At 26.2% G+C, this 16,537-nt stretch carries 11 protein-coding genes; 9 read left to right on the forward strand and 2 right to left on the reverse strand.

Annotated elements, in window-relative coordinates; translation table 4 throughout:
- Positions 1-35 precede the first annotated feature (35 nt).
- The 8 genes from ACZ91P_RS02620 to pheT all read left to right on the forward strand — a co-directional run bounded on the left by ACZ91P_RS02620 (position 36) and on the right by pheT (position 13,359).
- Positions 36-749 (forward strand): hypothetical protein, encoded by a 714-nt coding sequence (locus tag ACZ91P_RS02620; protein WP_465157893.1) that lies wholly within the window; start codon positions 36-38, stop codon positions 747-749.
- 46 nt (positions 750-795) lie between these two features.
- Positions 796-1,920, forward strand: coding sequence for a hypothetical protein (locus ACZ91P_RS02625; RefSeq protein ID WP_465157894.1), 1,125 nt, complete (start codon positions 796-798; stop codon positions 1,918-1,920).
- 795 nt (positions 1,921-2,715) lie between these two features.
- Positions 2,716-4,026, forward strand: coding sequence for an MFS transporter (locus ACZ91P_RS02630; RefSeq protein ID WP_465157895.1), 1,311 nt, complete (start codon positions 2,716-2,718; stop codon positions 4,024-4,026).
- Between the two features lie 33 nt (positions 4,027-4,059).
- Positions 4,060-4,749, forward strand: a complete 690-nt coding sequence (locus ACZ91P_RS02635) for a M48 family metallopeptidase (RefSeq protein WP_465157896.1) — start codon at positions 4,060-4,062, stop codon at positions 4,747-4,749.
- A 48-nt stretch (positions 4,750-4,797) separates the two neighbouring features.
- Entirely contained in the window at positions 4,798-6,330 is a 1,533-nt protein-coding gene (locus ACZ91P_RS02640) for an NAD(P)H-hydrate dehydratase (RefSeq protein ID WP_465157897.1), read from the forward strand.
- Positions 6,331-6,398: 68 nt separating this feature from the next.
- Positions 6,399-9,614, forward strand: a complete 3,216-nt coding sequence (locus tag ACZ91P_RS02645; protein WP_465157898.1) for an ABC transporter permease — start codon at positions 6,399-6,401, stop codon at positions 9,612-9,614.
- Positions 9,615-9,917: 303 nt separating this feature from the next.
- Positions 9,918-10,955 (forward strand): phenylalanine--tRNA ligase subunit alpha, encoded by a 1,038-nt coding sequence (pheS, locus tag ACZ91P_RS02650; protein ID WP_465157900.1) that lies wholly within the window; start codon positions 9,918-9,920, stop codon positions 10,953-10,955.
- Between the two features lie 10 nt (positions 10,956-10,965).
- Positions 10,966-13,359, forward strand: a complete 2,394-nt coding sequence (gene pheT / locus ACZ91P_RS02655) for a phenylalanine--tRNA ligase subunit beta (protein WP_465157902.1) — start codon at positions 10,966-10,968, stop codon at positions 13,357-13,359.
- Between the two features lie 120 nt (positions 13,360-13,479).
- Here pheT and ACZ91P_RS02660 read toward each other — a convergent pair whose 3' ends face one another.
- Positions 13,480-14,322 (reverse strand): MurR/RpiR family transcriptional regulator, encoded by an 843-nt coding sequence (locus ACZ91P_RS02660; protein ID WP_465157903.1) that lies wholly within the window; start codon positions 14,320-14,322, stop codon positions 13,480-13,482.
- Positions 14,323-14,476: 154 nt separating this feature from the next.
- Here ACZ91P_RS02660 and ACZ91P_RS02665 point away from each other — a divergent pair, with 154 nt between their 5' ends.
- A complete protein-coding gene (locus ACZ91P_RS02665; RefSeq protein WP_465157904.1) occupies positions 14,477-14,650 on the forward strand; it encodes a hypothetical protein in 174 nt (57 codons plus the stop codon).
- A 620-nt stretch (positions 14,651-15,270) separates the two neighbouring features.
- Here ACZ91P_RS02665 and ACZ91P_RS02670 read toward each other — a convergent pair.
- Positions 15,271-16,263, reverse strand: a complete 993-nt coding sequence (locus tag ACZ91P_RS02670; RefSeq protein ID WP_465157905.1) for an IS30 family transposase — start codon at positions 16,261-16,263, stop codon at positions 15,271-15,273.
- Positions 16,264-16,537: the final 274 nt, after the last annotated feature.

A 16,537-nucleotide genomic window follows, 5' to 3' on the forward strand; every position in this document is an offset into this window, starting at 1 on the left:
TTTAAAGGTATTAATTATAATAAAAGGTGATAACAATGAATTTAAAACATAATAATTTTTATCATAAGTTTCTTATTTTCTTTTTATTAGCATTATTATTTTATATTTTTTTCTTTTGAGGAATTGGAATTATTTATCCAGTAAATAATTTTGTTTTCGATAATGTTCTTTTTAATTTAGCCTATGTAGTATTAATTTCCTTTGTTTCTGTTTTTGTCGTAGGGATTTTAATGCAAATTTTAATTAATTTCTGCTTATATCAATGATCATTTGACCATTATAAATTATTGATTAAAACAAATTGATTTGTTCTTTTAACATGATTATTAAATTTAATTTTATTAACAATAACATTAGCTTATAATTTTCAACGTTATATTAATTTAGTTCAAAATCAACATTTAGCACGAATTCCGTATTTAATTTTATTAAATTTATTTTATATTTTTTATCTTATTATTGGTTTATCATTATTATTAGCAATTACACTAGTTATTATTTATGGATTTTATCTTAAAAAAATTACTTTTTTTGTTATTTGAACTAACACGGAAATTTATAATGAATTATTTATAAATAATTTTACAATTGATCCATTTGCTGCGCTGATTCGATTTTTACAACAAATGAAGATTGTAGTAATTATTAAATTACTCATTTGTCGCACATTTTTAAAAGCGCAATTACGAAAAACAAAATTATTAATTCAATTCAAAAAGGAAAATTGTCCAGCCTTGCTTTGTTTATAATAATATTTTTAAATAATTTATTTTTAAAATAGAGGAGCTTTTAGGTATGAAAAAATTAATGATGATTTTAGCATCCCTAACATTTACTTCGGCTTCTATTACTTCAGTTGTTAGTTGTACTAATGTTGTTGATATTACACAAAAAACCAATTATCATGTCATCCCAAATGTTGCTAGTATTAAAGCAACTATTCAAAAGTTAAATTATAATGCAGATAATTTTGATGTTGATCTTGCCCCAGGGATGAAAACAGCAATAATTTGTTCAATGCCAGATGTTACGAATCAACCATTTTTAACAAAAAAAATTAATTTGGATTGAACAACAAATGATTTAACAAAAATTATTACGTTCACTTCATTACCATATTCAGAAGAAGCAGTTGGTAAACCCGCTGATCCTGCTCGTGTTTTAGCAGTGATTAATGTCTTAAATGGAACAAATTTTATGAGTGATGATGTCCAAATTATTATGGAAGGTAATAATTATAAAATGATTGCAAAAGAAGGCAGTAATTTTACTGGTGAATTAGAAATTATTTCAGAAGCTGTTACTTTTGACCAAGTGTATTCAGTTTTTAACTTAGGAAATGTCTATTTAAATAGCGTTATATATAATAATTGGAAAAAAGATCCAACCGGAAATAAATTAATTATGGCATCAGCCCTAATGGAATTTACTGATGATCGTAATCGTTTTTCTGCTTTTTATAGTCAAGCTATTATGCAAGGCGGTATCTTAGATATTACCATTGATGATCAATTCAAGGGTACTTTTTACTTAAGTGGTAGTGTCCCTAATATTTTCAATGATTCGAATGTTACTTTTGAATTTCATGTTATTTTAGATCACCGTAAATATTTAAATTATAATAATAAAAAACCAAAAAATATGGCACAAATTAAAGTTAGCCTAACTGAAACATATACTGGAAATAATTTAAATGACATTCGTTATGCTGTTGTTAAAGAACTGTTGGGAAAAGATTTTGCCGAGCAATATAAAGACTTATGATATGATGAACTTTTAGTTGACAAACCATATAATCCAGATAAAAAAGAACTTGTTTTTCGAGCAAAACCAGATTCAAAAATTTTAGCATCGTCTGATAAAATGGCATCAATTTTAACAAAACAGCCGTTTTATGAAATTATTGCAACATTACAATAAAAAAAGTAATTACAATTGAAAAAAGTGTTAGGATAAAACTAGTTTTAAATAAAACTAGTTTTTAATTTTTAAAGTAAATTATCTTGTTGAAAATAAAATAATATATTATATAATGTAATTGGATATACGTTACTTTGATGCAGGATTATAAAGTTTAACATTTATTTAATGGTTAGTTAGCAATTAGTAGCTAATTCATTTTATTTTTAAATTTATCAATCTTCTGGAGTTCTGGTAGGGTGGTTGGGATGTTAAGCGAAAGGATATAGATATTTTTTTAATGTATTAAAATATCAAATATCAATTAACAAAACTATTAACTTTCAATCGTTTCAGAATAATAATTAAAAATAATTCCCTTGTCTATTTCATAAAAAACAAACTAGTCTGTAAAATGATTTGTGATACAAATATGTCCATTCTTTTTTTATCCTTTAAACTAAGTAGCAAATCAATTTTTAATAAACATAATATATATACCCTGAATTATTTAATTATTTCTGAACAAATATAATTATCAAAATAATAAACATTACCCTGAGTGAAAGTTGTGTTTCAATTATGTGAAGTGATACTAGTTTTAATTTAAAACTAGTATCTTTTTTATTTTTAAAATTTTAAATTGTTTTTTCTGTTGGATTTTGTTTTAATTAAAATGATAAATAACAAACGATTTTTACATTTTATTATTGGTTTTGATAGAAATAGGGTATAATTACGGTATATACCTAAATAATATATGTATGGTTTGTTATGGTTAAAAGATAGGTGAAAAAAATGGAGAAATTACGTAGAGTGTCATTAACTTTCTTAACAATTGGCGGAATTTTTAGTGCGTTACTGTTCGGAATATTAATTATGCTAGCAAATAAAATTAATAATGAAATGTTCCTTTATAATTCTGCAGATATGCTATTACACGATATTGCTCTTTTAGTTTTACAGTTTTCAAATATGACAGTATATCATAATGTGATGGCAAACCCAGAATTAGTTGGGGGGATTTTAATTTGAATTTCTAGTTTTTTAGTATTACTGTATTTAATTCCAAATTATTTATCAAAAAATAATGGTTATAAAATTTTTGGCATAAGTGGCGCTTTTGTTATTGGATTAATATCTTGCATTTTATTAACAATGGCTGTTGTGTTTGCTGGTCAACCAATAAGTGCTAAAACTGGTTTAAATATTTTTAAGTTAAATTTACCAATTAATTCATGTTTTATTTTACTATTTATTGGACCAGTCTTAACCTTCTTTGGTAGTTGATTTGCAATAGCTTATTATCATACAACACGAAAAGCAAAATCATTAACACAAGATCAAAAAAATCGTTTAACAGCGATTAATTTTGAAACTGATAAAATTGGTGCTCGTGGGTTAACACCACAAAAAGAAATGGTTAATCAAGCTGAACTTACTTCTATTGAAGAAACAAAAACTCCTCTTAACAACAAATCAGTTGCAACAACAAATGATTTAAAAGCAAAAATGGCATTATTGAAAGCAAAAATGGCTCGGAATGCTCTTTTTCATGAGCAAGGTGAAGCACATCTTGTTCCAGAGGAAGAAGATAATAATTCTGATAATTCAAAACCAACAATTCGTGTTGGTGCAGAAGGCCAATATTTACGCACAATTAAAGAGGGTAAAGGAATTGTTGATGAATCACCAGCAGGATTACTTATTGAACAAGAAGGTGATTTTGTGAAAAAAGGTGATATTATTAAACATCGTGATTATTCAGCCCCTATTTTTAGTGCGGAAGCTTCGCCTTCAAAAGGAAATTTCAATGCCTATGATTCAATTATTATTCCAAAATCAAAACAACATATGTCATTAAATAAAACAGAATTAGCGGAATGAATTGGTTCGGTTCCAAAACCAAGTGGTAAGCAACGCATTAATCCCAATGCCCGTGTTGATAGTTCTTATGATGGTAAAGTTTTTTTAGGTGATATTGATAAAATTTGAACAGCAGGAAAAAAATACCGCGAAGATATTACAAAAAAACCAGCAACTAATAATTCTTTACAATCATCGGATTTAAACCATAATTTTGAGAATGAAAATGAAAATGATGATAAAATAGATGATAATCATTAATTAATCCATATTTATGATAGGGGGAGGAATAGCATGGCATTGGAAAAAGTGCTACCATATCAGGGCAACTTAATTAAATATGATTTAATTATTAAAGAACAGAAGAATATTGTGTTGAATGTTAATAATGGCAAAATTAAAGTATCGGCCCCTAGTTATGCCCATGATTGGGAAATTGAAGCTCTAATTTATAAAAATATTAAAAAAATTATTACGGTAATTAATGTTCACGATAATTATCGAAAGATTGTCATTAATCCAAACGGAATAGGTTATGTTTATGTTTTTAATGAAAAATATCCGTTGCAATTAACCAATGAAAATATTCATACAAAAATTATTAATCGACAATATTTTTTATTAAAAGATGCTGGTAGTTATGATGAAAATGTTAAAAAGTTACACCATTTTTTAAAACAAAAATTTAGTTATAAATTTGAACAGTTATTAAATAAATGAGCAACAATAATGAATTTATCTTATAAAAATTTAACAATTAAAGCAATGGTTCGCAAATGAGGTGTGTGTTATCCACAAACGGAAAAAATTGTTTTAAATACAAAGTTAATTCATTTTGATTCGACAGTATTGGAATATGTAATTATTCATGAATTATCACATTTAGTTCATCATAATCATTCTAAGGCGTTTTGATATCATGTTGAAAAATATATGCCAAATTATCGTGAAAAAGTTGAAATTTTAAAAAAACCAGGAATCTAATATGGTTTTCTTTTTAATTTAACATAAATAAGTAAGGAATTAAGAAATATGCTTTATATTAGTAATCAACAAGACACTAAAAATCTTGAAAATTTTATTTTTAATCAATTTGATATTTCAGCAGTTAAATTAATGGCGAAAGCAGCCCAAGGTTTATTTCATCATTTGAATTTAGCAGTTCATAGTTTTTTAATTTTAGCTAACATTGGTAATAATGGTGGGGATGGTTTTTGTTTAGCAAAATTAATTAGTGATTATGATGGAACAAAAAAGATCCATATTCATATTTGCACTGATAAAAAAACCTTTGATACTGCTAAAACCCCAGAAGTGGCATATTATTATTTATTAGTTAAAAAGTTGCGAAATGTAACAATGACCTTTCTTGATGATAATATTGAGGCAGTAATTTTATGAACTGATATTATTATTGATTGCATTTTTGGTATTGGTTATCATGGAAAAATTCCACCTGCCATTGCTGAAATTATTAAAAAAGTTAATGAAAGTCAAAAATATGTTTTAGCATGTGATATTCCAAGTGGAATTGAAAATGATAGTGCAACAATTCCAACAATTGCAATTAAGGCTAATAAAACTGTTACTTTTTTTACTTATAAATCAGCTTTTATTAATTATGATATTATTCCTTACTTAGGAAAGGTTGTTGTATGACAATTGGAGTTTCATAAGCAAGAAATTAATAGGATTTGCGCAAAATTAATTGATAACAACTTATTTTATACGGATAGTGTCCAATTACATTCCCGCTCACTAATTTCACACAAAGGCATTTATGGAAATTTACTTATTTTTGCTTCAAGTTTAGAATATTTAAATGCTGGGACTTTAGTTGCTAATATGGCATTAAATGCTGGAATTGGTCTAGTAATTTGAGCATTATCCCCAGAATTATTAGGAAAAACCAATAATACTGCTCCAGAAATTACGTTTTGTGATGCTTCTGATCGAGCCCGAATTTTAGATTTATTAACAAACAAAGTTAATGTAGTTGCCTATGGAATGGGAAAAGGAAAAACAGAACGGACATATAATATTTTAAATTATATTTTAGATAATTATAAAGGTTCAATTGTTGTTGATGCTGATGGAATTAATGTTCTAGATGTCCCATTATTACGTAAATTACGTGGACGAGCAATTTTAACACCCCATGCATTGGAATTATCACGTTTAATTAATAAAAGTGTGCCAGAAATTTTAAGTAATCGAATTAATATTGCAAAAGAATTTGCTAATAAGTATAAAATTATTGTTGTTTTAAAAGGATATCAATCAATTATTACGGATGGTAATCGCGTGTATATTAACGGTACCGGTAATCCATATATGGCTGTTGCTGGAATGGGTGATACGCTAACTGGTTTAATTGCTAGTTTAGTTGGTCAAGGTTATGAATTGTTTGAAGCAGCAATTGTTGGAACGTATTTACATGGGTTAGCTGGTGATGAAATTTCACAATACAAAAAACCAGTGTTACCAACAGACATTATTGATCAAATTGGTTTTGTTTTAGCAAAACTTATTGGAAGTGACGATTCGCTTAATTTCAAAAAATAGTTATTTTGATTATTTCGATAACTTTTAAATTTGTTATAATTGATTAAAATGAAAGATGGAGAATAATAATGCGCCAACTTTTAAAAAGTTATTTAAAATCATATTTTAAAAATTGAATTGAAGCCGGAGGTTTAATTCTTTTTATTATCATTATTATTGCAACAATTGCCGGAATTTTATCAGGTGCTTTACAATATAAAATAAAATATAATGATTTAGTATATACATCTGAACAATGAGATTATAATTTCAGTGTTGAAGATTATAAACCTAATTTTATGGAAGATTATTATTTACATAATAAGTTTATTGATAAAAATAAGCAAGAAATTAATGTTACAGGATTTCCCCAAGCAATTTTAAATGAAAACAGTAGTTGGTGAAAAACAACAAAAAGTGTGTGTGGTACTCTTGCAAGTCCAGAATTACAGCAAATTTGTTCAACAAGTCAAATTATTACTAAATTAGCGGAAGTTGCGCAATATCGAGAAATGAAGCAAAATATTGATGGTGTTAATCCGATTGGCTATCTTTATTTTAAAAAATTTAATTGAAACCAACCAAAAGAAATGGTAACACGGTTATTACGACAAAAAACTTTGCCAGAATATTCTGTTGGTGTTTTTGAAGCTATTTCTTTTAAACAAGAAAGCGGTTCAAATTATACTTTAAAGATTACTCCTGCGCTAGTACAAAATGTAGTACAAAATCTAGAACAGACAGCCGCGGTTAATTTTAACCAATTGAAATTATACCAAGGACAGTTGCCAACAGTAGATGATGAAGCGGTTGTTAGTAGTTTATTTGCAGAGCAAAATCATTTAAAAATTGGAGATATTTTTCCAGTCATTTCGAACAACCCAAAATTTAATTTAAAAATTGTTGGAATTGGAAATAATTTAGATAATTTTATTAAGCGGACAAGTTTAAAAATTAATAGTAGCAATGATATTCGGAAATACGGTGTGTTATTTACAACTGAGCGTTTCCAAACTCAATTGCAGGATGCAAATGTTCGTGGTGAGTTAGGGAATATTACTTTAAACCCAAGTCAAAAAATTTTAATTAAATTAAATTCAACAAATGCAATTTTAACTTTAAAAGAAAATTTAGCACAGGGTTATATTAATCCAACAGCAACTTTAATTCCATATGAAAATAGTGATATTGCAATGCAAACGCAAAATATTAATATTCAAATTATTTTGTATAGTGCAATTGGTTCGGTGTTGTTATTTTTAGGTTTTATTTTTATTAATTATACAATAAAAAAAGAGATGAATAAAACTCGTCGCCAAATTGGAATTTTTAAAGCTTTTGGTTATCAAACAACGGAATTATCATGAATTTTTTCAACAAAGTTTTTTGTCACGAAGCTATTTGGTATTATCTTAGGATATTGTGTTAGTATTCCTATTCAGTTATATGTTAATACATTATATACAACAGGATTATTAATTCCATTTAAATTAATTTATGTTTCCTGATGATTTATGCTAATTTTGTTTTTAGTTATCCCCATCTTTTTTACTACTTTATCATTTTTATTTACAATGAGTTATTTAAAAAAACCAAGTTTAGTATTAATTAATGGTGCTGGAAAAATGCATTTTTATGGTTTAATAATTGGGATTAAAAAAATTTTTAGTAAAACAAGTTTCTTGTTTCGAATTCAATTAGCATTTACTTTAAAAGGATTTTGAAAATGAATGATTGTAATGTTTATTTTCTTTATTTCATCATTACTCTTTATTATTCAATTTAATGCATCTGATATTTTTCGACAAATTGTTTATTCGTTTAGTAATCTTTATCAAAAAGATGTTGACCATCGCTTCCAATTTTCAAATTTATTAACAATGGCAATAAGGCATCGAACTCCAACAGGAGAAGAAAAATTAAAATTAATAAATAATAATCATTTTCGAGTGTTACCAACAAGTGATGTTGAACAAACCCAAGCTGTTTCATTAGCAAAATTTAATGCATTAGCAACAGCCATTCATCATAATCCGATGGATATGGAATTATGACAAAAACTCTTTCTTTATCAGCCAATTTATCAGTCAGTTTATTTAACTGATTTAATTCAAGTTGTTAAAGATATAACAAATATAAAAGGAGGAAATTTACCAGATTGAGGAAAAAATATTGTTAATTTAAGTAATCTGATTGACCAGACACATATTAAGACAGTTGTTAGTTTTAATACATTGTTTTATAATCCTCAAACTGAATTGCCAGTTCTTAATTTAGCTGTAACTCCAAGTAATCGTGAAACAGCAGTAATTAGTGATCTTAATTTAAAAGGGATTGAACCAAATACTTGGACAAAGTTTTATCAAATGGAAGGTGTTAACAAAACGGTTATTAACGAATTGTTTGCAGCACCATTAACAAGAACACAAATTCCTGCAATTATTTCAGAAAAAATAGCTAAATTAAATAATTTAAAAATTAATGACACTTTTGAATTTACTGTTAAAAATGTAAGATCTCCGTATAATATATCAATTGTTGTAAAGGGAATTAATAAAAATGATACAACACGAAGCAATGTTTTTATTAATGCTAATACTATTCGGTTTTTATTTTATGATTTTAACGAAAAACCAGTCCCAAATGATTTTTATGATGGAGTTATTTCAAAGGAAAAAATGATTTATGATAAGATCAACCCAAAAGAATTGCTAATGGGGAAACAAGATTATAAGATTACATTGCAAAACTTAACAATTAATATTTTTAACCATGATATTATGGCAGAATTAGGAAAAATTATGACAACAATAACTAGTGATGGTAGTGATATTAATATCTTTACGGGTCCAAATAATGTTGAATTAATTACCTTGCAAAAATTATTAGCATCGGCAGGCTTGGAGATGTTAAATGATTCATTGTTAATTTTACAAATATTAAATGGAATTATTATTTTTATTATTTTAGCAGTTATTACTTCTTCGGTAATTGATGAAGCTAGCTCAGTTATTTTAACAATGCGAGCCTTAGGATATAAACCACGGCAAGTAAACTTTATTGTAATTGGTAATTATGTTCTTGGTGTTTTATTTACCTTCTTCCTGGCATATGTTATTTCCTCACTAATTTGGTACTTTGCTGTTAACATTATTTTAGAACAGTTTAAATTTGTTATTAATTTACCATTAAATTGACAAACACCATTAAAAGTTGGGACTATTATTAGTATTATTTTAGTTCTATCATGATTATTATCTATGTATTTAGTAAAAAAACAAAAAATAAATGAATTAACTGAGTAAAATAGGTTATAATAAAATTATAAAATTTCAGATTAAATCGTTGATTTAGGAATAGTAATTAATATGCTTATCGTCAGAGAGGTTATGATTGGTGCAAATAACTGGTGAGATATTAAGGAATTCACCTAATGAGAGCTGCTAATCCCAGCCGGATTATTAATATTAATGATTCGTTAACGTAATTAAGACTATTTATTAGTAAAAAAGGATGGTACCGTAAGAAATTGCTCCTTGTTTATATTTTTTTAATATAGACAAGGATTTTTCTAACTTAATTAGACTTCAGCAAGAAAGGATTAAACAATGAAAAAAGAATTAGACTTATTATTTACCCAAGCAACAAAAAACATTAAAGCAGCAAAAACAGTGGCGGAAGTTAATGCCGTTCAATTAAAATATTTAGGGAAAAAATCAATGTTGAATCATTTATTGAAAAAAATGAAAGATTTAACACATCAAGAACGTTTAACAATTGGTCAAAAAGCAAATCAAATTAAAGGAGAATTAACTGAATTATGTCAAGTTAAAAAAACCGAATTAGAAAATGCTTTATTAATTGCGACAATTGAACAAGAAAAAATTGATTTATCATTACCAGGATATAATTTAGTATTAGCAACAAAGCATCCATTAAACCAAGTTATTGATGAAATTTCGCAATTATTTCAAGAATTAGGATATGATATTGTGTTTGGAACTGAAGTTGATGATGATGAATATAATTTTCAACGCTTAAATTTACCATTAGGACATCCAGCTCGTGATATGCAAGATACATTTTATTTGTCTAAAAACACATTATTACGAACACACTGTACCAATATGACAGCCCGTGCAATTTCACAGATGAAAAGTAAAAATGAAATAATTGCAATGATTTCAACTGGAAATACTTATCGCCGTGATGATGATGATGCTACACATTCACATCAATTTATGCAAGTTGATGGTTTTTTAGTTGCCCCAAATATCACTTTTGCTAATTTAAAATGAACAATTCAATACTTTTGTCAACGAATGTTTGGCGAAGCAACACAAATCCGTTTACGGCCAAGTTTTTTTCCATTTACAGAACCATCTGTTGAAGTTGATGTTACTTGTGTTAATTGTCAAGGTAAAGGTTGTTTAATTTGCAAGCAAACTGGTTGAATTGAGATTATGGGCTCTGGGATGATTAATCCGCTTGTTTATCAAGCATGTGGACAAGATCCAACATTAATTGGCTTTGCCTTTGGCATTGGGATTGAACGAATTGCAATGTTAAAATATGGGATTGATGATATTCGTTGTTTTTATACAAATGACATCCGCTTTTTAGAACAATTTAAGAAATTTGATTAGGAGGTTTAAAATGATTATTACAAGAAGATGATTAAATAAATATATTGATTTTACTGATATTAGTAATGCTGATATTGTTGCTGCTTTAAATAGTTTAGGGTTTGAAGTAGAACGTACGCATAATTTTGATCGTAATAGTAATATTGTTTGTGGTTGAATTCAAGTTGTTAATGAAATTCCTGATACGCATTTAAAGTTTTGTCTAGTTGATACAGGACAAGAATTAGTTGATCCAATTGTTTGCGGAGCTAGTAACCCAGCGGAAAATGGATATGTTGTCGTTGCTCGTCCAGGGGCAGTGTTAGCCGATGGCACAAAAATTGCAAAACGTGAAATTAAAGGATATCCTTCGGAAGGAATGATGTGTTCACTAAGTAAATTAGGAATTGCTGAAAAATATTTAACGCCAGCCGAACAAGATGAAATTATTTTAACTTTTAATGAAAAAGAAGGTTTATATGATATAATTGGTGCTGAAGATGCTTTAACTAAAATTGGTTTAACTGATTATTTGTTTGAGATTGATTTAACATTAAACCGCAGTGATTGCTTAAGTGCTTATGAATTAGCCCGTGAATTAGCCCACTATTTTAAACGTGAATTATTTCCGTTAGAATTAGAATCAACAGAAAATTTAAAAGAATATCAAAATCCATTAAAAGTAGAAATTGCAACATCAGCAGTTGAATCAGCAATTAGTGTTAATATTAAATTAACGCCGGAAAAAACTCCGCTAAAATTATCAGATCGAATTTGGTTAAAAATTAATGAATATCAATCAAATGTAGCAGATCCATTTGGCGATTTAGCAATTAAAGCAACCCTTGAAACAGGGCAACCATTATTACTTTATGATTTTAATAAAATTAAAAACCCTTTAAAAATTACTGATGATTATGAAAATAAAACTTTTAATATTAAAAAAGGTGATTTAGTAGTTCTTGATGGGAATGAATTTGTAGAATTAATTGGTGTTCGCGTTAATCCGACTTATGCTATTAGTGCTACAACAACGGAGATAACAGTGTTAGCACTCCATTTAAATCATATTATAATGCGTCAACAACAACGAAAAGTTGGTATTAGTAACATTAATTTACAACGTTATATCAAACCCCTTAGTTATGCTACTGTTGGCTTAGGATTATCACGTTATTTGTATTTATTAAAAATTAATGGTTTTTTAGCCGAGTTATCAGTTTTAAACTTTATTAAAGAATATAAGAAAACAGTTGAGCCAATTAACATTACTTTACTTGAGATTAATCAATTTATCGGTCATTCTTTTACCTTATTAGAAATTAAAGCTTTATTAGAATCATTAGCTTTCCAATTTAAAACAGAAGGTGAACAATTATTTGTGACACCACCAGTAACTCGTACCGATATTTTTCAGAAAGCTGATTTGATTGAAGAAATTGCCCGGTTATTTGGTTATAATAACATTGTTGCTCAACCACCAGTCTTACCAAATTTAGTTAAGGCTAAACGTCCTACTGAAAAAACAATTAAAAATTTTGAAACTTTCTTTTTAAATAATGGTTTTTATCAGGCAAAAACATATGCGCTAGTTAAACAAGAAGAAATTACTCATTTTAACTTTTTTAATTATCAAAAACCATATCAATTACTATCGCCATTATCGGAAAAACATGCCGTAATGCGGTTAAGTTTAACAAATAGTTTATTAAACAGTGTTAAATATAATAATGCTCGAAATCAAAAAAATGTTAAGTTATTTACTGTTGAAAAAATTTATGTAAATGAGAAAAGTTATTATCATGGGTCATTTGTAAGTCAAGCAGAAATTGTCCAAAATAAAATAACAGGCGATAGTCTTTCTAATTCGTATTATTATATTAAAAGTTTATTGGAATCTTATTTGCAAAGTGAACAAATTGATATTGATGAATTATCATATCAATCAGCACCAAAAAATAAAATTTACCATCCTTATCAAACTAGTCATGTTTTTTTAGAAAAACAATTATTAGCAATTATTGGTGTAATTCATCCTAGTTATCAAAAAGAAGTTGATTTAAAAACTACAACTTATTTTGGCGAAATTAATTTTAAAGTAATGTTTAATTATCCGCATAAGAAACAAACATTTTTCACACCGCCTTCTAAATTTAGTACAAGTAGTCGTGACATTTCAATTTGAGTACCAGTAACAGTAACCTACGAACAAATTAAGAAAAAGATTTTAACAGGAGTTAAAAATGTTGTTGCAATAGAAGTGATTGACCAGTATTTTGATCATAAAGAAATGCTTAATCATGTTGCTTTAACAATTAGTTTTGCATTTAATGATATGACAAAACAGCTAACTGAAACAGATATTAATCAACAATTTGAACAAATTAAAATGAATTTGAAGAAATTACAATTACAAATTCGCTAGAAAAAAATTTATGTATTTGAGGATTAAGGTAATTTATGAACACTAAATCTTAATCCTTTTAATTAGAACTTGGTTTATTTTTTTATAAAAAGAACATCCTTTGAAGCAGATGTTCACTAGTTATTTTATTTTTTTAATATATTCGTGTCATTCATCAATGGCTGCATAATAATCTTGATATTCTTCATTATGAGTAGGATGATATTTTGCAATTAACATTCCAAAAACAATATTAATTAGCATCAACCGTGAAACATAACGGGGATTATCAACATAAAAATTTAGAATTTCAGTATTCTCTAAGGTTAGTTTTTGTAAATTAGGTGGTCCTTTATATTCTTTATTAATTGTTAATAAAATAATTTTAACATTTCGTTTTGTTGCAATTTCAATTAAGAAATGATATTCAGCATCTTGTAAGCTTTTTGAAATTAAAATTAATAAATCATTTTCACTAAGAGTTTCAATTAATTGAATTGTGGCATAATAATTAACAAGATAAGTTGAGTTATATTTTAAAACATTTAAGTGTAAATTTAAATTTTCGCAAATTAAAGTATGGCGACTAATTCCCCAGATAACAATTCGTTGACTCCTATGAATTGTATCAATGAATTTTTCTAATTGATTAACTTTTAAATTTCGATAAGTTTCATCTAATGCATAAGTATGCAGTTTATAAATATTATCAATAATATTATGAAGAGTTGTCTCATTTTCTTGGATATCAAATTCCTTGATATTATTATACTTTCCAGCAACTCATACTTTAAATTTACTATAATTTTCAAACCCCAATTTTTTAATTAAACGACTTAAGGTCGAAGTATTGATGAAAAGACTATCTGCTAATTCGTTAATAGTTAACTCTAGAACACTCTGAATGTCATTATTTAATTTTTCAATTAATTGAATTTGCAAATCAGTTAATTGGTTTTCTTTTTCGTATGTTATAATTTTCATTTTGGCTCCTCATTTTTTACAGCACATTTATATTTTATAAAAATAAATATGTAATTATATTATATTATATTAATGAATAATTTAACAAAAGATTTATTAGAGTAAGATTATTCAAATTTGGCAACAAAAGTCAATAAAATAATGAGGGAACAAAATGATTTATACAGAAACAGATTTTATTAAACAACCGCAAGTTAGTGTCGATATACTATTAAATATTAGCCCAGAATTACTAGATTATTCGGTTAATATTAGAGGAATCAAAGATGTTAATATTAAGGGAATAATTACTTATCATCCAAATCTTGGTAGTATTCATTATTCTTAGGTTTTTAATAAAATTATGTAATTAGAAACAAATTAAGTTTTGCTTATGACTAAATGATAACAAAATTTATAAAAAATTCAACTTTTTTAAAAATATAATTTTTAGTTGAAAAAATAATTTATAAAATTATGAATTTTGACATACTAAAAAATACTTTTTAAAGTTATTGCTAATTTTAAAAGGTTTTTTATTTTTTATAAAGATAAAAATTGATTTTGAAATTGATTTAAATTAAATATACTCATCATTAATTTGATTATTAAGTCTTAACATAGAAGCAATTAACATATTGATAAATGTTTCTCTTTATAATATATTTTTACGCCACGCCCTTTAACAGCCTTAATATAATGCGATACATCACCCTCAACATGACAACCAATATTATATTCTAATAATTGATTTACAATACCTTCTTCATTACTTTTAATTAATTCAATGGTTTCTAATAAAAATATTTTTTTATTATGTAAATTGTACTATGAAATGTAGCACTCTACTTAATTTTATTATAACACCAATAAAATAAATGTTCAATATAATTTATTTTAAAAAAATTTAGTAGTTTTGTTTTAAATTTATGAATTTTGGCACACTGAAAAATAAAATGATTAAAATTTTTATAGGTAATTATATTGAAAATTAAACATTTGTATAAAAACTTCTTTTGAAGATAGTCAATGTAAAGATTTTTTAAGTTTAGAGTTTATTATATTGGAAACTTCTTGATAATAATTTTTTGAATAAATACTTAAATCAATTCCTTTGGAAAATCAATGTCTAAAATCGCGGATTTCTCTTTCAACTTTGGGTTTTTGTGTTGGAGTTCCAGTATCACAAAAATATACTTTAGCATTTGTTATTTTTTCAATTTTTTCTCAATCAGCAAATTCTTTGCCTTGATCTGTTATTATTCCTTTGCATCTATCTTTGAAAAATCTGTTAGAAAAAATTCGTTCTACTGCGTTTGCAACTTCTTTTGTTGTTTTTTCTTTTAATGGTTCAATAATTTTAAATTGGGTTAATTCTTCGATTAAAACTAAACAAACACTATTGTTTTTACCAAGCATAGTATCCATTTGAAATCAACCAAATTCATATTTATCATGTTTTGCTTCTACAATAGTTCTAAAATTTCTTATTTTTCCACGGTTATCAATTCTATTTTTTGTTTTATATTTTCTACCATGAAAATACAAATTATCTTTCTTGAAATTTAAAAATCCCAAATGAATATATTTATATAAAGTTTTAAAACATACCGGAAATTTAATACCAAATTCTTTTTCATATTTTTTACAAATTTGTTCTTGTGAATCATGAAATTTGTTATATTTTTCATCTAGTAATTCTAAAATATTTAGCAATAATGATGATTTTTTAAAACATTTTTGTCGTTTTTGTAAATAATCTTCGTGTGCTAATTTAGCGTCATATTCATTATCTTTTAACCTTTTTATTTCTCGTCTAATTGTATTGCGATTTTTATGCAATATTTTTGCTATTTTAGATATATTGGATTTACCATTTTTTCTTTTTAAAGAATCAAGTTCTAATAAATCTTTTAACATTACTCTTTCTTTAAAAGTAAAATGATGCTTTGTTTTATCCATTTTAAAAAATCCTTTCTTTTATATACAAAGCTAATTATATAGTTTTTTGAGGTTTTGGGCGAGCGGTTGATTTTCTTAAATTTTTGTGATAAAATAATTTTTAAGTTAAAAAAGATTTTGAGGTTCTTTCAAACAAATTTGGGAACCTTTATAAAATTCTTCGCTTAACGCTTAGAATTTTTCCCAAGTATTTTGAAAAGCGCAGCAAAAGTTTTTTTAAACTTTAAGGCATTTTTCACAAACTTATGAAAATTCCGCGAGCCCAGATTTAGTA

The organism is Spiroplasma endosymbiont of Halictus nicosiae, from assembly GCF_978018445.1.